Origin of the sequence: Methylobacterium terricola (assembly GCF_006151805.1) — a bacterium.
Classification (GTDB): Bacteria; Pseudomonadota; Alphaproteobacteria; order Rhizobiales; family Beijerinckiaceae; genus Methylobacterium; species Methylobacterium terricola.
Window position 1 is genome coordinate 332,548 of the sequence record NZ_VDDA01000003.1, and the last position, 21,864, is coordinate 354,411.

Annotated in this window: 21 protein-coding genes; 7 read left to right on the forward strand and 14 right to left on the reverse strand. The window is 72.0% G+C overall.

What is annotated here, in order from left to right; genetic code table 11:
* Window positions 1-308 precede the first annotated feature (308 nt).
* The 7 genes from nadC to FF100_RS08935 all read right to left on the reverse strand — a co-directional run bounded on the left by nadC (window position 309) and on the right by FF100_RS08935 (window position 7,468).
* Window positions 309-1,172: a carboxylating nicotinate-nucleotide diphosphorylase gene (gene nadC / locus FF100_RS08905; protein WP_139035230.1), complete on the reverse strand. Its 864-nt coding sequence runs from the start codon at window positions 1,170-1,172 to the stop codon at window positions 309-311.
* Complete coding sequence (locus FF100_RS08910) at window positions 1,169-2,689, reverse strand: L-aspartate oxidase (RefSeq protein WP_139035231.1); 1,521 nt, start codon at window positions 2,687-2,689, stop codon at window positions 1,169-1,171. Before FF100_RS08910 ends, nadC begins: the two co-directional genes overlap by 4 nt.
* The gene (gene nadA / locus FF100_RS08915; protein WP_139035233.1) at window positions 2,686-3,687 is read right to left on the reverse strand and encodes a quinolinate synthase NadA; all 1,002 of its coding nucleotides are present in this window, start codon (window positions 3,685-3,687) and stop codon (window positions 2,686-2,688) included. Before nadA ends, FF100_RS08910 begins: the two co-directional genes overlap by 4 nt.
* 134 nt (window positions 3,688-3,821) lie before the next feature.
* Window positions 3,822-4,769 (reverse strand): NUDIX hydrolase, encoded by a 948-nt coding sequence (locus FF100_RS08920; RefSeq protein ID WP_139035235.1) that lies wholly within the window; start codon window positions 4,767-4,769, stop codon window positions 3,822-3,824.
* Between the two features lie 98 nt (window positions 4,770-4,867).
* A complete protein-coding gene (locus FF100_RS08925; RefSeq protein ID WP_139035237.1) occupies window positions 4,868-6,238 on the reverse strand; it encodes an ATP-binding protein in 1,371 nt (456 codons plus the stop codon).
* Window positions 6,239-6,242: 4 nt separating this feature from the next.
* Entirely contained in the window at window positions 6,243-6,974 is a 732-nt protein-coding gene (locus FF100_RS08930) for a response regulator (protein WP_139035239.1), read from the reverse strand.
* Window positions 6,971-7,468 carry a MarR family winged helix-turn-helix transcriptional regulator gene (locus tag FF100_RS08935; protein ID WP_171070117.1) on the reverse strand — a complete coding sequence of 166 codons (498 nt, stop codon included), beginning with the start codon at window positions 7,466-7,468 and terminating at the stop codon, window positions 6,971-6,973. The genes FF100_RS08930 and FF100_RS08935 overlap by 4 nt, the downstream gene beginning before the upstream one ends.
* Window positions 7,469-7,748: 280 nt before the next feature.
* Between FF100_RS08935 and FF100_RS08940 the strand changes: the two genes are divergently transcribed.
* The 3 genes from FF100_RS08940 (at window position 7,749) to FF100_RS08950 (ending at window position 9,482) form a co-directional block, all read left to right on the forward strand.
* Window positions 7,749-8,636 (forward strand): branched-chain amino acid aminotransferase, encoded by an 888-nt coding sequence (locus FF100_RS08940; protein WP_139035243.1) that lies wholly within the window; start codon window positions 7,749-7,751, stop codon window positions 8,634-8,636.
* A gap of 194 nt (window positions 8,637-8,830) precedes the next feature.
* Window positions 8,831-9,103, forward strand: coding sequence for a DUF3072 domain-containing protein (locus FF100_RS08945; RefSeq protein WP_139035245.1), 273 nt, complete (start codon window positions 8,831-8,833; stop codon window positions 9,101-9,103).
* A gap of 184 nt (window positions 9,104-9,287) precedes the next feature.
* Window positions 9,288-9,482 (forward strand): Flp family type IVb pilin, encoded by a 195-nt coding sequence (locus FF100_RS08950; protein ID WP_246101978.1) that lies wholly within the window; start codon window positions 9,288-9,290, stop codon window positions 9,480-9,482.
* Window positions 9,483-9,494: 12 nt separating this feature from the next.
* Here the strand turns inward: FF100_RS08950 and FF100_RS08955 are convergent, their stop codons facing one another.
* On the reverse strand, window positions 9,495-10,367 hold the full coding sequence (locus FF100_RS08955; RefSeq protein ID WP_139035249.1) for a LysR substrate-binding domain-containing protein: 873 nt from the start codon (window positions 10,365-10,367) through the stop codon (window positions 9,495-9,497).
* 145 nt (window positions 10,368-10,512) lie between these two features.
* Between FF100_RS08955 and FF100_RS08960 the strand changes: the two genes are divergently transcribed.
* Window positions 10,513-10,839: a DUF1127 domain-containing protein gene (locus tag FF100_RS08960; RefSeq protein WP_139035251.1), complete on the forward strand. Its 327-nt coding sequence runs from the start codon at window positions 10,513-10,515 to the stop codon at window positions 10,837-10,839.
* 85 nt (window positions 10,840-10,924) lie between these two features.
* Here FF100_RS08960 and FF100_RS08965 read toward each other — a convergent pair whose 3' ends face one another.
* Complete coding sequence (locus FF100_RS08965) at window positions 10,925-11,458, reverse strand: TetR/AcrR family transcriptional regulator (protein WP_246101979.1); 534 nt, start codon at window positions 11,456-11,458, stop codon at window positions 10,925-10,927.
* 137 nt (window positions 11,459-11,595) lie between these two features.
* Here FF100_RS08965 and FF100_RS08970 point away from each other — a divergent pair, with 137 nt between their 5' ends.
* On the forward strand, window positions 11,596-12,294 hold the full coding sequence (locus FF100_RS08970; RefSeq protein ID WP_139035255.1) for a glutathione S-transferase family protein: 699 nt from the start codon (window positions 11,596-11,598) through the stop codon (window positions 12,292-12,294).
* A gap of 47 nt (window positions 12,295-12,341) precedes the next feature.
* Here the strand turns inward: FF100_RS08970 and FF100_RS08975 are convergent, their stop codons facing one another.
* From FF100_RS08975 to FF100_RS08985, 3 genes are all read right to left on the reverse strand, one after another.
* Window positions 12,342-13,631: a cytochrome P450 gene (locus FF100_RS08975; RefSeq protein WP_139035257.1), complete on the reverse strand. Its 1,290-nt coding sequence runs from the start codon at window positions 13,629-13,631 to the stop codon at window positions 12,342-12,344.
* Window positions 13,632-13,884: 253 nt separating this feature from the next.
* Window positions 13,885-15,345 carry an MATE family efflux transporter gene (locus FF100_RS08980; protein ID WP_139035259.1) on the reverse strand — a complete coding sequence of 487 codons (1,461 nt, stop codon included), beginning with the start codon at window positions 15,343-15,345 and terminating at the stop codon, window positions 13,885-13,887.
* On the reverse strand, window positions 15,338-17,197 hold the full coding sequence (locus tag FF100_RS08985) for a monovalent cation:proton antiporter-2 (CPA2) family protein (protein ID WP_139035261.1): 1,860 nt from the start codon (window positions 17,195-17,197) through the stop codon (window positions 15,338-15,340). The genes FF100_RS08980 and FF100_RS08985 overlap by 8 nt, the downstream gene beginning before the upstream one ends.
* A 207-nt stretch (window positions 17,198-17,404) precedes the next feature.
* Between FF100_RS08985 and ispH the strand changes: the two genes are divergently transcribed.
* Entirely contained in the window at window positions 17,405-18,406 is a 1,002-nt protein-coding gene (gene ispH, locus FF100_RS08990; protein WP_139035263.1) for a 4-hydroxy-3-methylbut-2-enyl diphosphate reductase, read from the forward strand.
* Window positions 18,407-18,544: 138 nt separating this feature from the next.
* Complete coding sequence (locus FF100_RS08995; protein WP_139035265.1) at window positions 18,545-19,519, forward strand: homoserine kinase; 975 nt, start codon at window positions 18,545-18,547, stop codon at window positions 19,517-19,519.
* 297 nt (window positions 19,520-19,816) lie between these two features.
* Here FF100_RS08995 and FF100_RS09000 read toward each other — a convergent pair whose 3' ends face one another.
* Together FF100_RS09000 and FF100_RS09005 are read right to left on the reverse strand one after the other, a co-directional pair.
* Complete coding sequence (locus tag FF100_RS09000; RefSeq protein ID WP_139035267.1) at window positions 19,817-20,599, reverse strand: SHOCT domain-containing protein; 783 nt, start codon at window positions 20,597-20,599, stop codon at window positions 19,817-19,819.
* Window positions 20,600-20,663: 64 nt separating this feature from the next.
* On the reverse strand, window positions 20,664-21,830 hold the full coding sequence (locus FF100_RS09005) for a glycosyltransferase family 61 protein (protein ID WP_139035268.1): 1,167 nt from the start codon (window positions 21,828-21,830) through the stop codon (window positions 20,664-20,666).
* Window positions 21,831-21,864: the final 34 nt, after the last annotated feature.

Genomic DNA, 21,864 nt, shown 5'->3' on the forward strand with positions numbered 1-21,864 from the left:
CATGATAAAGTTGTTTATGCAGCGTAGTACTCAAGCTTCGCCTCGGACGCTGCGGGAGCGAGAGTTTGGCAAGCGTGCGGAGGGCGGTCCTGAGAACCTTAGGATTAAGTATGCTCGGCAAGGATTAATGAAATGACGCAGGGGCAGGTCCCCTGCTCGACCGGAGCACGGAATGTCCGGTCGAGGCGGCAAGGGGCGGAATCCGGCCGGGCTCTCGGTCGAGGGCGTCGGCCCGATGTCCGGCGCTGCCGCCGGGAAGGCCGGGGCGCCTGCCGGGGGCAGGCCGGAATCGTCGGGCCATCCCCTCCTCAGGCGACGTCGAGACCCAGGTCGACGATCGGCGCGCTGTGGGTGATCCACCCCGTCGAGATCAGGTCGACCCCCGTCGCCGCGACGGCGCCGACCGTCTCGCGGCTGATCCGGCCCGAGGCCTCGCTGACCGCCCGCCCGTCGATCATCGCCACCGCCCGGCGCAAGGTCTCCGGATTCATGTTGTCGAGGAGGACCGCGTCGGCGCCGACCGCGAGGGCCTCCTCCAGCTGCGCCAGGGTATCGACCTCGACCTCGATCTTGACGAGGTGCCCGACCCCGGCCCGCGCCCGCCGCACCGCCGGGGCGACGCCGCCGGCCACCGCGACGTGGTTGTCCTTGATCAGCACTGCGTCGTCGAGGCCGAAGCGGTGGTTGGCGCCGCCACCCGCCCGGACCGCGTGCTTCTCGAGGATCCGCAGGCCCGGCGTGGTCTTGCGGGTGCAGACGATGCGGGCCTTGCCGTGGGGCCGGGCCGCCTCCACCAGTGCGGCGGTGGCGGTGGCGACGCCCGAGAGGCGGCAGAGCAGGTTGAGGGCGACGCGCTCGGCCGAGAGGATCGCCCGGGCCGGGCCGTCGAGGGCGATCACCGCCTCGCCGGGCGCGATCCGGCTGCCGTCCGGCCGCAGCACCCGGACCGTCACGGCCGGGTCGAGGAGCGCGAAGGCGAGAGAAGCGGCCTCGGTGCCCGCGACCGTGCCGTCCTGTCGGGAGACGATCGCGCCGGAGAACCGCGCCTTGGCTGGCACGATGCTGTCGGTGGTGAGGTCGCCGGCCCGCCCGAGGTCTTCGAGCAGGGCGGCCCGCACGATCGGCTCGACCATCAGGCGGGGCAGGGGAGGAGGAAGGGGTGAGTCGGTCATCGGGCCTCCTGAGGGATGGGGCCGGCGACGGCCTCCGCCGTCGCCAGGGCCTGGGCCAGGGTGATCTCGGTGGACCGGGGCGCGGCCTGACCCGGATGGTCGGCGCGCCAATGGGCGCCGCGGCTCTCCCGACGGTCGAGGGCGGCGACCGCGACCAGCAGCCCCGCCACGGCCTCCGCCGAGCCGGCCCGGGCGAGGGCGGCGAGCCGAGCCACCGCCCGGGCGAGCCCGGCGGCATCGCGCACCAGCCCGACCTCCGCCTCCATCAGGGCGCGGATCTCCGGCAGCGCGTCCAGGGCGGGAACGACATCCGGGGCGCGGCCAGGGCCGGCGGCGCGGGCCTCCCCGCCACGGATGTCCGCCGCGATCCGCTCCGCGAAGGCCATCGCTTCGAGGAGCGAGTTGCTGGCCAGCCGGTTCGCCCCGTGCAGGCCGGTCGCCGCGACCTCGCCGCAGGCCCACAGGCCCGGGAGCGAGGCGCGCCCGCGCCCGTCCACCCGGATCCCGCCCATGTGGTAGTGGGCCGCCGGCCGCACCGGGATCGGCGCCACGGCCGGGTCGAGCCCGGCCGCCCGGCACAGGGTGGCGACCGTCGGGAAGCGGCGGGCGACGTCGAGGCGGCGGGCGTCGAGGAAGACCGCCTCGCCCCGGCCGGTCCGCAGGGCGATCGCCCGGGCGACCACGTCCCGGGGCGCCAGTTCGGCCCCGGCAATCCCGGCCATCACCCGGCCGCCCCCGGCATCGACCAGGACCGCCCCCTCGCCGCGCAGGGCTTCGGTGGCGAGCGGCAGGGGGAGCGGGATGGCCCCCCCGGTGCGCACCGCGATCGCCGTCGGGTGGAACTGCACGAATTCGGGATCGTGCAACACTGCCCCGGCCCGCGCCGCCAGGACGAGTCCGGAGCCGACGGCGCCGGTCGGGTTGGTGGTCGAGCGGTAGAGCCCGCCGAGGCCGCCGGTCGCCAGCACCACCGCCCGGGCCGGCAGGTCGGCCGGGCCCTGCCCGGTGCGGAGGGCGAGGCCGGTCACCCGGCCGTTCCCGTCCTGCATCAGGGCGGTCGCCCGGCCGACCGTCACCGCGATCGACGGGCAGGCGGCGACGATCCGGCCAAGGGTTCTCAGTACCGCCGCGCCGGTCGCGTCGCCCCCGGCCTTCACGATCCGGCGGCGGGAATGGGCGGCCTCCAGGCCGAGCGCGAGAGCGCCCCCGGAATCGCGGTCGAAGGCGAGGCCGAGCCCCGCGAGCCAGTCCACCAGGCCGGGGCCGGCCTCGGCGACGGCGAGCGCCACCCCTGGGTCGCTCAGACCCGCGCCGGCCGCCAGGGTATCGGCGGCGTGGAGGGCCGGGGCGTCGTCGGGCCCGATCGCCGCCGCGATGCCGCCCTGGGCCCAGGCGGTCGCTGTGCCCTCGCCGAGCGGCGCGGCGGTGACGAGCGTGACGGGCAACGGCGCCAGGCGCAGGGCCGTGGCGAGGCCGGCAATGCCGGCCCCGGCCACGACGATTCGATCGGGGCTCACGGCCGCACCGCCAGCATGCGCTCGACGGCGCGCCGCGCCGGAGCGATCAGGTCGTCCGGCACCGTGACCTCGTGGGCCAGCGTCTCCAGGCTGCGCCGGATCTTCCCCAAGCTGATCCGCTTCATATGCGGGCAGAGATTGCACGGCTTGACGAACGCCACGTCCGGATTGCGTAGCGCCAGGTTGTCGGCCATGGCGCATTCGGTGATCATCACCACCTGCGCCGGCCGGCGCGTCTCGACGTAATCCTGCATCGCCGCGGTCGAGCCGGAGAAATCCGCCTCCGCCACCACCGCGGGCGGGCATTCGGGATGGGCCAGCACCGCCACGCCCGGATAGGCTTGCCTCGCCTCGCGGATGTCCTCCGCCGTGAATCGCTCGTGCACCTCGCAATGGCCGGCCCAGGTCAGGATCTCGATGTGGGGCAGGTCGGCCTGGACGTTCTGCGCCAGGTACTCGTCCGGGATCATCAGGACGCGCGGGACGCCGAGCGACTCGACCACCGCCTTGGCATTGCCGGAGGTGCAGCACAGGTCGGATTCCGCCTTCACGGCGGCGGAGGTGTTGACGTAGGTGACCACCGGCACGCCCGGGTGGCGCCGGCGCAGGGCGCGCACATCGGCGGCGGTGATCGACTCCGCCAGCGAGCAGCCCGCCCCGGGATCGGGGATCAGCACGGTCTTGCCGGGATTCAGGATCTTGGCGGTCTCGGCCATGAAGTGGACGCCGGCGAGCACGATCACGTCGGCATCGGTGCGGGCCGCCTCGCGGGCGAGGGCCAGGCTGTCGCCGACGATGTCGGCCACCGTGTGGAAGATTTCCGGCGCCTGATAATTGTGCGCCAGCACCACGGCGTTGCGCGCGCGCTTGAGCGCCTGGATCGCCGCGACGTCCTCGGCGAGAGCGGGCCACTCGATCGCCGGCACGTGGTGGCGCACCCGCTCGTAGAGTTCCGCCGGGGACGGCAGGGCCGTCCGGTCGAGGCATGCCGCGTCCATTCTCGCCTCCCGATATATGCTCACATTGAGCATTTACCCGGCGAGGCTAATCCGCGGAGTCCGGCCTGTCCAGATATGTTGGATCTGAGCATAAGTGCGTCAAGGCGACGCAGATCGCCGCGCCGCTCGCGCCGTCAGCCGGGCCGGCCCGACGGCAATCGGAGACCGGGGACGGGACGCTCCAGCAGCACCTCGCGGCGGAAGCGCATCAGCCGGGCCGGCCGGCCGCCGGTCTCGGCGGTGACGGCCTCGGTCTCCTCGACGAGGCCCTGCTGGGCGACCAGGCGGCGGAAATTCTGCTTGTGCAGCAGCACGCCCGACAGGGCCTCGACCACGCGCTGGAGCTGGCCGAGGGTGAAGGCCGGCGGCATCAGCTCGAACACGACGGGCCGGTACTTGATCTTGCCGCGCAGGCGCCCGAGGGCGGTGGCGAGCATGCGGCGGTGGTCGAAGGCCATCGCCTGCCCGGCGATATGGTCGGAGGCGCCTGCCTCCGGCACGAGGCCGGCCTCGAAGAGCAGCTCGTAGCGCTCCAGCACCCGCTCCTCGTTCCAGCCGCTTCCGGCCGCCCCGAAGGTCAGGCCGATCCGGTCGCTGCGGCGCCGGCCCTGCTCCGGGTCGGTCGCGGCCCCGGCCCAGGCTTCCAGCCGGTCGGTGAGGGCGTCGAGGGCGGGCGGGCGGCCGGCCCGCCGATCCTCGTAGGGGAAGTAGCGGTACCAACTCTGCCAGGTCGCGTCGGCGGCGGGCCGCGCCTCGCGCACCAGGGCCAGGTAGGCGACCGAGAGGGCATGCAGCCCGCCTTCACCCTGGCCGCCCCGCCGGCGGTTGCGGTCGCCGAAGGTGTAGAGCTGCTCGACATAGCCGAGGCTCTGGCCGGTCTGGCGCTCGACCCAGGCCCGCAATCCCCGCTCCAGGGTCGGGTGCGCCGGCTCCAGGGGACCTGCCGGCAGGCCTTCGCCGCGACCATCGGGCTGTCCGGCCACCGGCACGGTCAGCACGCGCGGCTCGTCGAGCGTCGCCGCCAGGATCGCCGCCGCGAGGCCGACCAGGGGGGCCGATACGGTCGGCTCCGGCTCCGTCATCTCCGCTCTCCCGACGATCCGCCCGCGGATTACCACGGTTGCTCACGGTGGGACGACGGGTTGTTAGAGTTCCGTGACGAGATCGTCGGGTGCCGGCGTCAGGCCGGCACCCGCACCGTCGCCCGCAACCCCCCGAGCGGCGAATCGTACAGGGCCACGTCGCCGCCATGCGCCCGGGCGATGTCGAGGGCGATGGCGAGGCCGAGGCCCGAGCCGCCGGCATCCTGGCGGGCGTCGTCGAGGCGCACGAAGGGCTTGAACACCTCCTCGCGCTGCTCGGGGGGAATGCCCGGTCCGTCGTCGTCGATCGAGACGGCCAGCCAGCGCGCCTCCTGGCGGGCGGTGATCGCGATGGTGTCGCCGTAGCGCGCGGCGTTGGCGGCGAGGTTGAACAGGCAGCGCCGGAAGGCGTCGGGCCGGACCGTCACGGTCGACTGGCCCTCCAGCGTCACCTCGGAGACGTGGCCGCCGAGACGCTCCACGTCGGTGCGCACGTCCTCGAGCAGCGCCCGCAGGTCGATGGCCGAGGCCGGCTCGCCGGAATCGCCCTTGGCGAAGGCCAGGTAGGCTTCCAGCATCCGGCTCATCTCGTCGACGTCGCGCTGCAGGTCCTCGATCTCGGGGGTCTGCGGCAGCAGCACCAGGGAGAGCCGGAAGCGGGTGATGATGGTGCGCAGGTCGTGGCTCACCCCGTTGAGCATCGTGGTGCGCTGCTCCATCGCCCGCTCGATGCGCCGCTTCATCTCGATGAAGGCGTGGCCGGCCTTGCGCACCTCGCGGGCGCCGCGGGGACGGAAATCGAGCTCGCGGCCCTTGCCGAAATTCTCGGCCACGTCGGCGAGCCGCAGGATCGGCCGGATCTGGTTGCGCAGGAACAGGATCGCGACGCCGAGCAGCACCAGCGACGAGCCGCCCATCCAGAGCAGGAAGATGTGCGAGTTCGAGGCGTAGGCCTGGCTGCGCCGGGCGATCACCCGCATCACCCCGCCGGGAATCTCGACCCGGATCTCGATCAGGTTGGAGCGCCCGACGGTGTCGATCCAGAACGGCCGGGCGATCTGGCGATGGATCTCGTCGGACAGGGCCTCGTCGAGGAGCGAGAAGAACGGCCGCGGGCCGGGTGCGGGGAGCTTGGCGCCCTCCAGGATGTCGATGTCGAGGTTCAGGCGCTCGCCGGCGATCCGCTCCAGGGTCTCGGAGCCCTTCTCCTGCGGATAGCTCTCGTAGATGTCGATCAGCGCCGCGATGTCCGCGGTCACCGCGGCCGAGAGGCGCCGGGTCACCAGCTGCCAGTGCCGCTCCATGAAGGTGTAGGCGATCACCGATTGCAGCAGCACCATCGGGGCGATGATGATGATGAGCGAGCGGGCGTAGAGCCCCTTCGGCAGCCGGTCGCCGATCACGCGGCCGAGCCGGCGCCAGGCCCGCCGGGGCGTCGGCAGCGTCCCGGCGAGGGTGGGGGTTGGCACCCGTCTAGTCCAGGACCAGCCGGTAGCCGACGCCGCGCACGGTCTGCACGTAGCGCGGGTTGGCCGGGTCGTCCTCGATGCGGCGGCGCAGGCGGTTCATCTGCACGTCGACGGTGCGCTCGTTGGCGGCGCCGTTGGTGCCGGTCAGCGCGTCGCGCTCGACGTTGCCGCCGCGGGCGAGCGCCAGGATGGTCAGGAGCTCGCGCTCGCGCTCGGACAGGCGGATCGCCTCGTCGTCGCGGGTCAGCTCGCCGCGCTCGATGCGGAACTGGAACGGCCCGAAGCGCACCGCGTCGAGGGGGACGGCCGCGCCGTCGGCCGGCCCGCGGGCGTTGCGGCGCAGGATGTTGTTGAGGCGCAGGATCAATTCCCGCGGCTCGAACGGCTTCGGCAGGTAGTCGTCGGCGCCGATCTCGAGCCCGGTGACCCGGTCGTTCGGGTTCGAGCGGGCGGTCAGCATCAGGATCGGCACCTGCGAGGTCAGGCGGATCTGGCGGGCATAGTCGAAGCCGGTCTCGCCCGGCATCATCACGTCGAGCACCACCGCGTCGAAGACGAGGCTGCGGCCCCGCGCCCGCGCCTCGGCGGCGCTCGCCGCCGCCGTGACCCGGTAGCCGTTCTCGCCGAGGAAGCGGGCGAGCAGGTCGCGCAGGCGGCGGTCGTCGTCGACCACCAGGATGTGCGGGGCGTGGTCGGGCAGCTCGGCCCGGGGCGCGACGGCGGGATCGGCGCTCACGGCTTCACCTTCGAGTCGGGGCCACCGCCGGCGATCAGCCGGCTCACCGCCGGGCGCTCCTCCGGCTCGATCATCGCCAGCAGGAACCGGCTCGCCGGGTCGCGCAAGGCCGGGCCCGCCTCGGCGAGCGCCCGGCGCACCCGCTCGCCCTGGACGCCGGCGAGGCGCTGGGCGAGCGCGCGGCCGTCCGGCGTGCAGGTGAGGAGGCGGTGGCGCCGGTCGCTCGTGCCGGTGCGCTGCGCGATGTAGCCCTGCTCGATCAATTCCTTCAGCACCCGGTTCAGGCTCTGCTTGGTGATCCGCAGGATATCCAGGAGTTCGGCGATGGTGAGGCCGGGATGCCGGTCGACGAAGTGCAGCACCCGGTGATGGGCGCGGCCGAAGCCGTACTCGGCCAGGATGCGGTCCGGATCGGCGACGAAGTCGCGATAGGCGAAGAACAGAAGCTCGATCAGGTCGTAGCTCGGCGCCTCGGCGGCATCCCCTTGATCCATCGGCGACGGGGCGTCGCCTGCCTCCCGCAGATCCTCGTTGGCGGCGTCCGGGATGGGGGCCGGACGGGTCCGGGCGGCCTGGGTCACGGGTCGCACCTCTTGGCGGGAGAGGGCCTTCGAGGGCCCTCGTCATTTATGTCAGTCTTGTTGACATATCTCAGCCTCGTTGATAGGCGTCAACCCCGCCGGCGAAACGAACGAACGCCCCGCGTCCCGTTCAAGCACGAACGTTGCGCGAGAACCAGCCAGGCGGAAACGAACGCATACGAGGATCATCGTCATGTCCGTCATTCCCTTCGACCAGCGTGAAGGCCACATCTGGTTCGACGGCCGCATGGTGCCGTGGGCGGACGCGAAGATTCACGTACTCAGCCACGGCCTGCATTACGGCTCCTGCGTGTTCGAGGGCGAGCGGGCCTATGGCGGCGAGATCTTCAAGTGCACCGAGCACTCGGCGCGGCTGCGCCGCTCGGCCGAGCTCCTCGACTTCGAGGTCCCGTACTCGGTGGCCGAGATCGACGCCGCCAAGAAGCTCGTGCTGAAGGAGAGCGGCCTGCAGGAGGCCTATCTCCGTCCGGTTGCCTGGCGCGGCTCGGAGATGATGGGCGTGTCGGCGCAGCACAACACCATCCACCTCGCCATCGCGGCGTGGGAATGGCCGAGCTACTTCGACCCGGCGACCAAGATGAAGGGCATCCGCCTCGACCTGGCCGATTACCGCCGGCCCGATCCGCGCACCGCGCCGTCGGCCTCGAAGGCGGCGGGCCTCTACATGATCTGCACGATCTCCAAGCACCGGGCCGAGAACAAGGGCTATGCCGACGCCCTGATGCTCGACTGGGAGGACAACGTCGCCGAATGCACCGGCGCCAACGTGTTCTTCATCCAGAACGGGGTGATCCACACGCCGGCGGCCGACCGCTTCCTCAACGGCATCACCCGCCAGACCGTGATCGAGCTGGCCAAGCGCCGCGGCTACGAGGTGGTCGAGCGGCGCATCCGCCCCGAGGAGATGGCGGGCTTCTCCGAGTGCTTCATCACCGGCTCGGCCGCCGAGGTCACCCCGGTCTCGGAGATCGCCCAGTACCGCTTCACCCCGGCCGCGATGACCGCGACCCTGATGGACGACTACGCCGCCGAGGTGCGGCCGCGCGCCCAGGCCGCCTGAATGGGGGCCGCCTGACCCGCGCGACGACGACCGCGTGACGCGAAGGCCCCGGGCGGGAGACCGCCCGGGGCCTTCGCGCGTGTGGAACCGCGGTTTTGCGGGGACAAGCCGTCCCTGCGACGGTCGGGCCGGGAACGCGGGCCGGGTCTTCCCCGTTGTCTAGCTGGAACATTAAGAGAACACGGGAAGCCCTGATGACCGCCAAGACCGCCAAGAAGGCCGAGACCCGCGAGGCCGAAGCCCACGAGACCGAGAACCCGAAGCAGGATCCCAAGGACACCTCGAACCGCATCAAGGATCCGAAGGACTGGACCACCGGCTCGGAGCCGATGACCGGAGCGCAGGCCTCCTACCTCAAGACGCTGGCCGAGCAGGCCAAGGACGACGACGCCTTCGACCCCGACCTCGACAAGGCCGAGGCCTCGCAGCGCATCGACGCCCTGCGCAAGGAGACCGGCAAGGCCTGAGGGCGCACGCGATCCGCCCTTGCCGAGTCCCGCAGGGCCGCCGCGTCGCGGCCCTGCGCCGGGCGGTCTTTCGGCAGATTGTGCCCCTGCCGCAGGGGCACGCCGGAAAATTCCGCGGTCGCATTAACGGCTGATGAGGAGGTGCTGCCGCAATGTCCGCCACGGCGGTTCGTGGGGGCTTGGCGTGCAGGGCAGATCGCGGGAAGGGGATGCGCTCCGGCGCTTCCGACGTGACCAGTCCGGCACGACGGCGATCGAGTATGCGCTGATCGCCGGGCTGATCTTCCTCGCCCTGACCACCGCGCTCTCGGCTTACGGAGACACGGCCGGTAGCCTGTACAACAACCTGAGCACGCGCTTCCTCGCCGCGCTGAAGTAAACGGATCGCCCGCTACTCGGCGGCCATCCCGAGATTGTCGAGGCATTGCCGGATCTGCCCGGCCAGGATGTCGGCCAGTGGGTTCGGTTCGCCGGTGCGGTGGCGCATCAGCCCGATGCGGCAGCCCGGCAGGCCCGCGAAGCCGTCCGACGGCCCGAGGACCCGCATGCCGGCGCGGACCGCGCTCTCGGGCAGGACCGAGACCGCCAGCCCGGCCAGCACCGCCGCGCCGACCGCGGTCGAGTTCCAGCTCACGAACAGGATCCGGCTCTGGCGCCCGCCGCGCTCCAGGGTCTCGATCGCGGCCCGGCGCCAGTTGCAATCCGGTCGGCCAAGGGCGAGCGGCACCGGCTCCTCGGTGTGCACCGCATGGCGGCTCGAGGTGACCCAGAGCAGGGCCTCGGTGCGGATCGTCTCGACGTTGCGCCGTCCCTTGGCCTCCGTGACGATGGCGAGGTCGATGTCGCCGTCGGCGATCCGGTCGGCCAGCATGTCGGTCGGCTCGCACACCACCGTGACCTCGGCCCGCGGATGGGTGCGGGCGAAGCGCCCGAGGATCTCCGGCAGGTAGCGGTCGGCGTAGTCGTCCGGCAGGCCGAGACGCACCCGGCCGACGAGGTCGCCCTCGTCGAAGGTCGCCAGACACTCGGTCTGCAGCCGCACGATGCGCCGGGCGTAATCGAGCAGGCGCTCGCCGTCGTCGGTCAGCCGCACCCCGCGGCCGGCCTTGGCGAAGATCTCGCGCCCGAGCCGCTCCTCGAGCCGCTTCATCTGCATCGAGACGGCGGATTGCGTCTTGTGGACGGCCTCCGCCGCGCGGGTGAACGACCCGCTCTCGGCGATCGCCACCAGGGTCCGGAGCTGGTCGCTGTCGAGGGGGTGCACCGGCGCGCTCCATCATCAATCCCTGTGATGTGACACATCTCAAGCATTCGCTCAACGCATCGGCCAAGCGCGGCTATGAGAGGGCCAGCGGAAGAGCGAGGCCGGCGCAGACGAGGTTCGCCGAATGCTCCCGCGGGAGACCACGATGACGATCAGCTACGCCCCCCTGTATGGCGCCCTCTCGCTCGCCTTCGGCTATGGCCGCAAGGCCGCGCAGATCGTGGCCCGGATCGTCACCCTGTGGATCAACCGCCGCGCCGCCTACCGCCTCGCCGAACTCGACGACCGCGCGCTGAAAGACATCGGCCTCACCCGCAGCGACGTGGAGGGCGTGCTCGATCTGCCGTTCCGGCAGGACCCGACCCTTCCCCTGGTGCATCGACGCCGCGCGCGGCGCCAGCCCCCGCCGCCGGCCGTGAGCCTGCGCGTCGCCGCCCGGAACGGGCGGGCGGTGGAGGGGAGGGGGGCGTGAGCCCTCCGCGGGGCTCCTGATCGAGGATCCCGGTCGTCGTCCCCATTCCGTTCGCGGCCCGACCGACGAAGGACCGCGGCCGGACTCACGGGATGAGGCCGCTCGCACGGTAGGCCGCCACGACGTCGTCATAGAGGGCGACGTCGTGGCGGCCATGCGCGATCATCTGCGCGCCCGACACCGCCGCGAACACGGCCGCGGCGCGCGGCCGGAAGTCCGCCGGATCGCCGGTGCCCTGGAGCGCCAGCACCCGGGCGATCCAGCTCTCGTTCATCTCGCCCCACCGGAGGATCTCGGCGCAGATCTCGGCCGGAAGCTCGTTGCGCTCCGCCGACAGCATCCCGGCGAGGCACAGGCGGTTGCCGTTCAGGAGCGTGGCCCGGAACATATCGGTGTAGTGGCGCATCAGGGCGCCGGGTTCGGTGCCCGCCTCCAGCAAACCCTCCAGGAAGGCCGCATAGCGGTCGATGTAGCGGCCGAGGATCGCCTCGCCCAGATCCCCCTTGGTCGGGAAGTAGTAGTGGATGCTCGCGCTCTTGATGCCGACATCCTTGGCCAGCTCGCGGAAGCTCAGGCCGCCATAGCCCAGATCCTGCACCGTGAGCCGCGCGGATTCCATGATCCGCTCCCTGGTGTCGCCGGCCATCCCCGATCCCTCGCTACCTGACGATAGATAGGCTTTGACAGGCGGGGCGTGAAGCCCCTATGTCTCCGCCACCTACCTGACGACAGATAGATGATCACGAGGATGCCCCGATGACGGACAAGCCCCGCCTCTTCACCTCGCCCTCGGCCTTCCCGAATCCGCAGCGCCTGCGCCTGTTCCTGCACGAGAAGGGCATTGCCGACCAATTCGAGGAGCACGTCTACGACATGGCGCCCGGCGGCGAGCAGCGGCAGTGGCGCCACCTCAAGATGAACCCGTGGGGCGAGACGCCGACCCTGCGCCTCGCCGACGGCAGCATCCTGTCCGAGACCGCCGCGATCGTCCGCTACCTCGACCAGAGCGTCCCGGGGCGCCGCATCATGGGCGAGACGCCGATGGAACAGGGCCTCGACGCGATGTGGGACAACCGCATCTGGGTCCACATCCTCTACCGCATCACCACGATGTTCCACGTCATGCACCAGGGCCTCGGGCCGAAGCTCGAACTGACCCACAACCCGGCCTGGGGCGAGCATTGCCGCAAGGAGGCGCTGGCCCATGCCGGGCTCGTCGACCGGCACCTCGCCGACGGTCGCGACTGGCTGCTCGGCGGCGAGCAGCCGACCTTCTCGGACATCACCCTGGCGACGGCGGTGGCGTTCTCGAAGTTCCCGGTGAACGCGACGCCGCTCGACGAGCGGTTCGAGCACATCGATGCGCTCTGGCGGCGCTGGCAGACGCGCCCGGCATTCCAGGCGGCGTATGCCGACCGCAACAGCGGCGTCGCGGAGCTCGACGGCGCGAAGTGAGGGCATCAGCGCCTGTTCGAGCGAGCCGCCGATGACGATGGAGGGTTTCACATCGGCCAGCCCGCTCGCGCAGGCGCCGACCGTTCGGCCTCGGCCGAGCCCTCCCCCCCGGGCCACGACACCGGCAGCTCGTCCACACGGCGGATCGCCGCCGAGCCGCGGACGGTCAGCGGTCGATCCGGGCGCAGGTCGGGGAGCCGGCGCGTGAGCGCACGCAGGCCCTCCTCCAGCTCGATGCGGGCCAGCGCCTCGCCGAGGCAGCGATGCACGCCGCCGCCGAACACCATGTGCCAGCGCGGATGGTCGGTCCGGCGGATGTCGAAGACGTCCGGATCCGCGTAGAGGGCCGGGTCGCGCATCGCCGACAGCGTCGAGAGGGAGAGCAGGGCGCCCGCGGGCAGCACGGCGCCGTCGAGCGGGATGTCGGACAGGGCGAAGCGCGGGAACGACCCGACCGCCGGCTCGAAACGCAGGGCCTCGGCCACCGCGCCCGGGATCAGCCCCTCGTCGCGGCAGACCGCCTCCCATTGCGACCGGTGGGCGAGCAGCAGGCCGGTCTGGATCGCCAGCGCCGCGCGCGTGGTGTCGCTGCCCGCCACGATCAGCGAGACGATCTGCATGCGCGCCTCCGCGGCGGCCTCCGGATCGTCCTCGTCGATCGACGGCAGCAGGGCCGAGATCAGGTCGTCCCGCGGGGCGCGGCGGCGTTCCGCGACGAGATCCTCGACGTAACCGAGGAGCCGGCGCGCCGCCTCGTCGGCCTCGGGGTACTCCGCGGGGGTCCAGGCCGAGGTAAGGGCGCGGGACATCGCGTAGACCCACGCCGTGAAGTCCGGCACGTCGCGCGCGGGCAGGCCGAGGATCAGCGCGATCGCCCGGGCGGGGAGGGGCGCGGCGTAGTCGGCGAGCAGGTCCATCCGGCCACGGGGCTGGTGCTCGGCCAGCAGCGCCTCGGCGAGGTCGCGGATGCGGGGGCGCAAGGACGCCACGACCTGGAACGCGAAGGTCCGGGCGATCGGGGCGCGCCGGCGCCGGTGAACCTCGCCGTTCGACAGGAGCACCGTCTGCCGGAAGAACTCGAACAGCGGCCCCGCCGTGATGCCGCGCAGCCGCGCGAATTCCGTCTCGACCTGCCGCGTGCGCGGATCCGTGACGAGGGCCTGCACGTCACGCGCCCGCAGCACCATGACGGCGCCGTCGTCGGTCCGGATGCACGGCACGGCGGCGCGATGGCGCGCGAGCACGGCGTGGGGGTCGGCCTCCAGCACGGCGCGGGGGACGGTCGCGAGGTCCGTCGGCATCCCCTCCGGGGTGGCAGCCTGGGTGGATGCGGCCATCGTTGCCCTCCGGCATGGATCCGGTCAGCGTCGTCGGCCAGACCGAATCAGACGTCAGTGTGCGATGTCGAGCGATGCGCGTCCGGTGCGAAATGACGCGTGCGGTGCAGGGGAGGGCGTGGGAACCCCGGGGCGCCCGCGCGGCTCGCCGGTCGGGCCGCCGGGATCTCCGTCGGAAAGCCAGCGAGCTGCATGGTGCATCTCTGCTCACGTTCTTGTTTTTCCGTCATCTCCAGTGCCGCAGCGGCGCTCGTCACGGATCGGAGGTCGCGTCCTGCAAGGGCGTGCCGGTCGGCTGTGACGGCGCCCGCCCCTGTCCTTCGCTGGGCGGCTCCGTGTCAGCGTCGGGATTTGTCACTACCTCCCGCCGCTCCAGCACCCCCACGACCCGGAACGCCAGCACCAGCCCCACCACGCCGAACAGGGCCGAGCCGATGCCCATCCCGGCCATCGCTCCTTCCGGTCCGGCGAGGCGCGCGCCGAGCCAGGCCGTCGGCATGGTGCCCAGCGTCGCCCGGCCCCAGTTGAGGGCGCTGGCCGTCAGCGGGAAGCCGAGATTGTTGAACGAGGCGTTCCCCAGGAAGAGGAGCCCGTTGAAGAACCAGATCGCCCCGCCGGCGAGGCAGAAGAAGCCGAGGAGGTCGGCGCCGGCGCCCGAAAGCCCGAACAGGGCGGTGAGCGGACCGCGGCCGAGGAGAAGGGCGAGCCAGACCGCCGCGATGTAGAGGCCGGTGACGAGCGCGGCGTCGCGCAAGGTCGCCCGCATCCGGTCGAAGCAGCCGGCGCCCCAGTTCTGGCCGAGGATCGGCCCGACGGCGCCCGAGAGCGCGAACAGCCCGCCGAAGGCGACCGGCACCATCCGGTCGACCACGGCGTTGCCGGCGACCGTCGCGGTGCCGAACCCCGCCATGACATGGGCGAGGAAGGCGCTCGCCACGGGGGGGGCGAGGTTGGTGAGCACGGTGGGGAGCGCCACGCGCAGGATCGGCCCGGCATCCGCCACGACCGCCGGAAGGCTCGGCCGCGCCACCATCCGGTGGACCCGGACCGCGCCGGAATATCCCACCCAGGCGAAGGCGAGGCGGGCGATGACGATCGTGACGGCCGCCCCCTCGACGCCGAGATGGAGGCCGAAGATCAGCAGCGGATCGAGCAGGGCGGTGACGGCGGCGCCGGCGAGCGTCACGTTCATGGCGCGCCGCGCGTCGCCCACCGCCCGCAGCACGCCCGAGAACCCCATGCCTAGCGCCATCAGCAGGCTCGACGGCAGGGCGATCCACAGGAAGGTCCGGGCCGCCGGCACCGTCTCGGGGCTGGCGCCGATCAGGGTCAGGAACGGCCCCAGCAGCGGCAGCAGGAGCGCCGTCACGAGCGCGGAGGCGGCCACCGCCAGCACCAAGGACGAGGCGGCGAGACGGCGCGCCTCCCCGACATCGCCGCGACCGAGCGCCCGCGAGACCAGGGCCCCGACCGCGATCATCATACCGATATTGATCGAGACCGCGAAGATCTGGACGATGGTGGCGAAGCCCACCGCCGCCGTCAGGACCGGGTCGCCGAGCCGCGCGATGTAGAGCAGCGACAGGAGGTCGACGACGAAGATCGCCATCAGGCCGAGCGAGCCCGTCGCCCCCATCACCACGACGTGGCGCAGCGTCGAGCCGGTGACGAAATGGGCGGGCGGAGCGCCGGCGGAGCGCGGCGCCTCACCCATCGGCGCCGGCCCGCTCGCGGGCGATGATGTCCTCGGTCTCCGGGTTGAGGCCGTGCGAGGCGTGGAGCGGCGCGGTCAGGGGCTCGGGCTTGATCCGCACCAGGCTGCGCAAGGGGTCGGCGCGGTCGAGGGGCTCGCCGGCCTGCTGCAGCACCAGCCGGGCGAGGTCGCGCTTGCGCACGTCGTCGACCGTGCGCGCCGCCTCCTCGGACGAGAGGCCCAGCGCCTCCAGGGTGGCGCGGCCGAAGGCGAGCGCCGATTCGAAGGTCTCGCGGATCTGGTAATCGACGTCGCGGCCCATCGCCTCGATCGCCTGGACCCGGTCGAACACCCGCACGTAGGTGCGGGCGGCCGGGAACTCGGCGTGGACGAGGTCGACGATCTTCAGCGTCGCTTCCGCGTCGTCGATGCAGATGCACACCACCTCGGCCTTGCCGGCGCCCGAGGAGCGCAGCACGTCGAGGCGGGTGCCGTCGCCGTAATAGACCCGGAAGCCGAAGCGGGCGGCGCTGCGGATCTGCTCGACGTCCTTGTCGATCACCGTGACGCTCAGGCCCTGCGCCAGCAGCACCTGGTTGAGGATGTGGCCGAAGCGGCCGAAGCCGATCACCAGCACCCGCGCCTCGGCGCCCTCGATCGCCTCCGGCTCCGGTTCGAGCGGGGCGGTGGTGCGCCGCGCCAGCACGCCGTCGAGGACCTTGGCGCCGATCGGCCCGATCAGCATGGTGATGGCGGCGAGCGCGATGGCGAGCCGCCCCGACGGCCCGTCGACGAGGCCGAGCTCCTGGCCGACCGGCAGCAGCACGAAGGCGAACTCGCCCGCCGGCGCCAGCACGGCGGCGCCGCGCAAGCCGTCGATCCAGGACGAGCCGAACAGCCGGAACAGTCCGGCGACCAGCGCGACCTTGATCAGGATCGCCGCCACGGTCGCGGCGGTGAGGCCGAGCCAGTTCTGCGCCACGAGGCCGAGGTCGATCGACATGCCGACGCTCATGAAGAACAGGCCGAGCAGCATGCCGCGGAACGGCTCGATATCGGCCTCGAGCTGGTGGCGGAAGTTCGATTCGGCGAGCAGCAGCCCGGCGAGGAACGCCCCCATCGCCATCGACAGCCCGACCTCCTCCATGATGAGCGCGGTGCCGAGCACGACGAGGAGCGCCGCTGCCGTCATCACCTCGCGGGCGCCGCTGGCGGCGAGCAGGCGGAAGAACGGGTTGAGGCCGTAGCGGCCGACCAGCACCACCCCGATCACCGCCGCGACCGCCGTGCCGGCCGATTGCAACGCCGCGCCGAGCCAGGCCTCGCCTCCCGCTCCCGTCCCGGTCTGGGCGATCAGCGGCAGGAGCGCCAGGATGCCGACGATCGACAGGTCCTGGAACAGCAGCACCGCGAAGGCCCGCTGGCCGTAAGGCGCCGCGAGGTCGCGCCGTTCCTCGAGGAGCTGCAAGGCGACCGCGGTCGCCGAGAGGGCGAGCGCGATGCCGATCACCGTGGCGGCCCCGCCCGACAGGCCGGTGAGGAAGCCGAGGCCCCCGAGCGCCAGGGCGCAGAGCCCGAGCTGCAGCGTGCCGAGCCCCAGGATGTCGCGCCGGAGCGAGATCAGCCGCGAGATCTCCAGTTCCAGCCCGACGATGAACAACAGGAGCACCACCCCGAGTTCCGAGACGCTGCGGGCGGTCTCCGGCTCGGTGATCAGCGACAGTCCCGACGGGCCGATGACGACGCCGGCCACGAGGTAGCCGAGCACCGCGCTCTGCCCGAGCAGGCGGAAGATCGGCACGCCGATCACCGCGGCGGACAGGAAGGTCAGGACCGGCGGAAGGAAGCTGGCGTGGTCGGCGGCGGTCGCCATCGCGCGGAGATCTCCCGGGTTCGAGGTCGGCTTAAGCCCTCCCTTACCCCGATCGCGGCCATCGGCCTAATGCGGGTTCGCGGCCCGCTCGCGGGTGGGGCACGCATCGGCCGCAGGGGAGCTGTCGCTCGCGCGCGCTTTGGATCGGCGCGATTGCGTGGCACAAGAGGTTGACAGGGACCGCCCCGCCTCGCCACATCCCGGATCATGAGCGCCTCCGTGAACCAGACCGACGCCGGTGCCGCCGCGCCCGCGAAGCCGCCCCTCGAGATCCTCCTCTGCGCGCCGCGCGGCTTCTGCGCCGGCGTGGTGCGGGCCATCGACGTCGTCGAGCGGGCCCTCGCCCTCTATGGGCCACCCGTCTACGTGCGGCACGAGATCGTGCACAACAAGTACGTGGTCGAGAGCCTGAAGCGCAAAGGCGCGGTCTTCGTCGCCGAGCTCGACGAGGTGCCGGACGGCAAGGCCCCGGTGATCTTCTCCGCCCACGGCGTGGCGAAGACCGTGCCGCAGAACGCCGTCGCCCGCGGTCTCACCACCATCGACGCGACCTGCCCGCTGGTGACCAAGGTCCACCGCGAGGCCGAGATCCACCACAAGCGCGGCCGCCACGTGCTGCTCGTCGGCCATTCCGGCCACCCGGAGGTCGTCGGCACCATGGGCCAGCTGCCCAAGGGCTCGATCACCCTGGTGGAGGACATCGAGCAGATCGAGGCCCTGGAGCCCGAGACCCGCGACAACCTCGCCTGGGTGACCCAGACCACCCTCTCGGTCGACGACACCCACCACATCGTCGAGGCGCTGAAGCACAAGTTCCCGAAGATCGTCGGCCCGCACAAGGACGACATCTGCTACGCCACCACCAACCGCCAGGAGGCGGTGAAGCAGGTCGCTCCGCTCGTCGACGCGCTGATCGTCGTCGGCTCGTCGAACTCCTCGAACTCGCAGCGCCTGCGCGAGGTCGCCGAGCGGGTCGGCTGCCCGATCACCCGGCTCGTCAACCGCGCCGAGGACCTGGATTGGGAGGCCTTCTCCAACATCCGGCGGCTCGGCCTCACCGCCGGCGCCTCGGCCCCCGAGGTGCTGGTCGAGGAGATCATCGACGCCTTCGCGACCCGCTACGAGGTCACGGTCGACACCGTCTCGACCACGACCGAGGACATGGTCTTCCCGCTGCCGCGCGAGCTGCGCAGCGAGGCGGCCGAATAAGGTCGGTTCCTTCCGCCGGTCGGTTTGCAGAATGAGGCGCGGTCCCCCCTCCCATCACGGGAGAGGGGGACCGCGCCTTTATTCGGAGCGCCGGCGTCCCGTCATCTCCATCCATTTCCAGAGCGAAGCAGAACGGCCGTGGCGGTCTATACCGAGGTTCCGGACGAGGCGCTGGCCGCCTTTCTCGCCGCCTACGAGATCGGCGATCTCCTGTCCTACAAGGGCATCGCCGAGGGGGTGGAGAACACCAACTTCATCCTCCACACCACGACCGGCTCGTACATCCTGACGCTCTACGAGAAGCGGGTGAAGCTGGACGACCTGCCGTTCTTCCTCGGCCTGATGGAGCATCTGGCCGCGAACGGCCTTGCCTGCCCGCAGCCGATCCGCACCCGCGACGGCACCACCCTCGGCACGCTCTGCGGCCGGCCCGCGGTCATCGTGTCGTTCCTGGAGGGCGTCTCGGTGCGCCGGCCGGAGGTGCGGCATTGCCGGGCGCTCGGCGCGGCCCTCGCCGGCCTGCACGCCGCCGGATCCGATTTCGCGATGCGGCGGCCGAACGCCCTCTCGGTCGCGGGCTGGCGTCCGCTCTTCGAGGCGGCGGAGGCGCAAGCCGACAGCGTCGCCTTGGGCCTTGCCGCCCGCACCCGCCAGGACCTGGCGCTGCTGGAGGAATCCTGGCCGCAGGACCTGCCCGGCGGCGTCATCCACGCCGACCTGTTCACCGACAACGTGTTCTTCCTCGGCGACGAGCTGTCGGGCCTGATCGACTTCTACTTCGCCTGCACCGATTCCTTCGCGTACGACCTGGCGATCTGCCTCAACGCCTGGTGCTTCGAGGCCGATTACGCGTTCAACCGCACCAAGGGCCAGGCGATGATCGCCGCCTACCAGGCGGTGCGTCCGCTCGAACCCCGCGAGGTCGCGGCCCTGCCGCTGCTCGCCCGCGGCGCGGCCCTGCGCTTCATGCTGACCCGCCTCGTCGACTGGCTCAACGTGCCGCCCGGCGCCCTGGTGAAGCCGAAGGACCCGCTCGAATACGACCGCCGGCTCGCCTTCCACCGGAGGGTGGCGGCGGCGGAGGAGTATGGGTGGAGTGCGGTGGCCGGGTGACCGGCTCGTCTCACGTGCTCCGCGGGAGGGGGCGGCCGCAACGGGGGGCATCGGCTGAGAGCTGGCTGCACGACGAGGTCGGGACGACCTTCGATGCAAGGTGAGCGATCCCAACCCTCTCGGTCCTCCCGGGGCTCGGCGTAGCCGAAAGCCCAGGATCCATGCCGCTGAGCTTGGACGATGGGCCGGAGGTCGTCCGCGTGGCCCGTGGACGTCACCGGCGAGGGATCCCGGGTTCCGCAGCGCGGCCCCGGGATGACGCGGGAGCGGTGCCGTCCCGGCGACAGGATCCTTCGCCTACAACCGCGCCAGCAGTTCTGTCTTCTTCGCCGAGAACTCGGCCTCGGTCAGCACACCCTTGCGGTGCAGTTCCGACAGGCGCTCGATCATCCCGACCACGTCCCCGGACGGCGCATCGGCCGGGCGAGCCGGCGATGCCGGAGCAGCGGGCTCGGGCTCCCGCGCGAGCGATGGCGCAGCCGCCTGCGGCGCCGGGCTCGCCTCCTGGCCCGGGGCTCCGACCACCGGCAGCTCGTCCAGCCGCACCGGGCCGTGCTGGCTGGTGAAGCTCAGGGTATAGGACGAACCCTGCTGCTGCGAGACGCCGCCGATTTGATGGTCGCCGGTATCGTAGAGCGTCACCCGGCCGCCGGTCTCGATTGCGAGGCGCCGGGCCTCGGGGAAGAAGGCGTAGCGGGCGTCGTTCTGCGAGCCGGAGGTCGCCGGATGGCCCAGGCCCTCGGGCCACCAGGACCCGCCGAAGCCCTGGCTCGAGAATCCCTGCCCCCAGGATTGCTGCCCCCAGGATTGCTGGCCCGAGGATCCCCGGCTCTCCGCCGGCCGGTCGCCGGCCAGCGGCGCCAGCTCGTCGCAGAGCGCCACGACCCGGGCCTTGAGGCCGGAATTGAACATGTCGCCGATCATCGTCATCCCGCCGGCGCTCCACTGGCCCATGCCGCCGAGGTCGGGATGGTTGAACTGCGCCATCCGGCCATGGCCGCGGGCGAGCGCGTCGAGGAGGTGGCGGACGGCGTCTAGGCCGACGCCGTGGCGGGCGGCGATCGCGTCGAGGTCGGGCATCGGTCTGGTCGCTCCGGAGGAGGGACAGGAATTAGCGCACTCCCTGCCGGAGGGGAACGGCCGTTCAGCCGGTCCCCGGCCGCGTCCCGCGCAGGCGCTCCAGCAGGGCCGGCCATCGCCCGGGCCGGGGCGGCAGGGGCGGGATGGCCGGCGAGAGGTGCCAGGAGCCCGGATCGGCGCGCAGGTCGCCCTCGCGCAAGGAATCGATGCGGGCGATCTTGTCGAGGAGCTCCGCCGCCACCGTCTCGGGCTCCCGCAGCACGAAGTTGACGGTGAAGCCGTCGCCGGCACGGCTGCTCGTCCCGACCGGGTAGTAGTAATGCGCCTGCGTGCCGGTGATGAGGTCGATCAGCCGGTAGGTCGCGCTCAGCTTGAGCCGGTCGGCGATGGCGATCACCCGCCGTCCCGGGGGGGCGAAGAGCAGGGTGTGGAAGGCCGAGCCGTTGGCGCCGAGGACGACCCGGTGGCGGGCGAACAGGCGCACCTGCTCGGGAAAGCTCAAGAGCTCCGGGTGGACGATCCGCACTCCGGCGGCAGCCAGCACGTCCGTCACCGCCTCCTCGTTGGCGAAGCGCCGCACGCCGTTCGTCAGGCGCGTCTTCGACAGGTAGACCGGTTGCGGGTCGGCATCGATCTCCTCGGGGGCGTAGTAGCCGCGCCCGATCTCCCGGCACAGCTCGGCGAGGATCGGGAAGGCGTAATCGTCCTGCTGCAACGCGGCCTGCGGCACGAGGAGGGTGGGGATCCGCATCGGCCGGCCGAACGAGGCGAGGTCCATCACGCCGAGGCCCAGCCGGCCGAGGATTTCCGGGATGAACGGGGTGGCGCTCCAGTCGGCGTCGAGCCCCGGCCCGTGGCAGAGCAGGGTCGGGCGCAGGCCCCCGTCGTGCAGGTCGAGGAGCGGCCAGAACCGCGCCAGGGTATTGATGACGAAGTGGCCGTAATGCGGGTGGATCGCCCCGACATAGAGGGTCGGGCCCTCCGGCGCCTCCTCGGTCACCGGACCCTGGCCCTCCGGCCACGCGATCGTCTGCCAGGTCGGGGTGCGGTCGCCGCTGTGGTGGTCGAGGGATTCCGGCACCATCCGGCCGGCGGCATCGAAGATCACCGGCACCTTGTCGAGGTGGGGCACGCGCGTGAGGTAATGGGCGTTCTCGACCAGGCGCAGGGCCGGCCGGCCGGCCCGCACCTCGGCCCGGCCGTAGAACGCTTCGCTCCGCTGCAGGATCATGCCGGCCTTGACGTTCCCGTTCCTCAGGCGCGGC

Excerpts from the sequence above, each read along its gene's own strand:
- nadA (WP_139035233.1), bottom strand. The coding sequence starts at position 3,687 with ATGGACGCGGCATGCCTCGACCGGACGGCCCTGCCGTCCCCGGCGGAA.
- FF100_RS09005 (WP_139035268.1), bottom strand. The coding sequence starts at position 21,830 with ATGATCCTGCAGCGGAGCGAAGCGTTCTACGGCCGGGCCGAGGTGCGG.
- FF100_RS08980 (WP_139035259.1), bottom strand. The coding sequence starts at position 15,345 with ATGGGTGAGGCGCCGCGCTCCGCCGGCGCTCCGCCCGCCCATTTCGTC.
- FF100_RS09000 (WP_139035267.1), bottom strand. The coding sequence starts at position 20,599 with ATGCCCGACCTCGACGCGATCGCCGCCCGCCACGGCGTCGGCCTAGAC.
- FF100_RS08960 (WP_139035251.1), top strand. The coding sequence starts at position 10,513 with ATGACGATCAGCTACGCCCCCCTGTATGGCGCCCTCTCGCTCGCCTTC.
- FF100_RS08940 (WP_139035243.1), top strand. The coding sequence starts at position 7,749 with ATGTCCGTCATTCCCTTCGACCAGCGTGAAGGCCACATCTGGTTCGAC.
- FF100_RS08970 (WP_139035255.1), top strand. The coding sequence starts at position 11,596 with ATGACGGACAAGCCCCGCCTCTTCACCTCGCCCTCGGCCTTCCCGAAT.
- FF100_RS08935 (WP_171070117.1), bottom strand. The coding sequence starts at position 7,468 with ATGGATCAAGGGGATGCCGCCGAGGCGCCGAGCTACGACCTGATCGAG.
- nadC (WP_139035230.1), bottom strand. The coding sequence starts at position 1,172 with ATGACCGACTCACCCCTTCCTCCTCCCCTGCCCCGCCTGATGGTCGAG.
- FF100_RS08985 (WP_139035261.1), bottom strand. The coding sequence starts at position 17,197 with ATGGCGACCGCCGCCGACCACGCCAGCTTCCTTCCGCCGGTCCTGACC.
- FF100_RS08975 (WP_139035257.1), bottom strand. The coding sequence starts at position 13,631 with ATGGCCGCATCCACCCAGGCTGCCACCCCGGAGGGGATGCCGACGGAC.
- ispH (WP_139035263.1), top strand. The coding sequence starts at position 17,405 with ATGAGCGCCTCCGTGAACCAGACCGACGCCGGTGCCGCCGCGCCCGCG.
- FF100_RS08965 (WP_246101979.1), bottom strand. The coding sequence starts at position 11,458 with ATGGAATCCGCGCGGCTCACGGTGCAGGATCTGGGCTATGGCGGCCTG.
- FF100_RS08945 (WP_139035245.1), top strand. The coding sequence starts at position 8,831 with ATGACCGCCAAGACCGCCAAGAAGGCCGAGACCCGCGAGGCCGAAGCC.
- FF100_RS08920 (WP_139035235.1), bottom strand. The coding sequence starts at position 4,769 with ATGACGGAGCCGGAGCCGACCGTATCGGCCCCCCTGGTCGGCCTCGCG.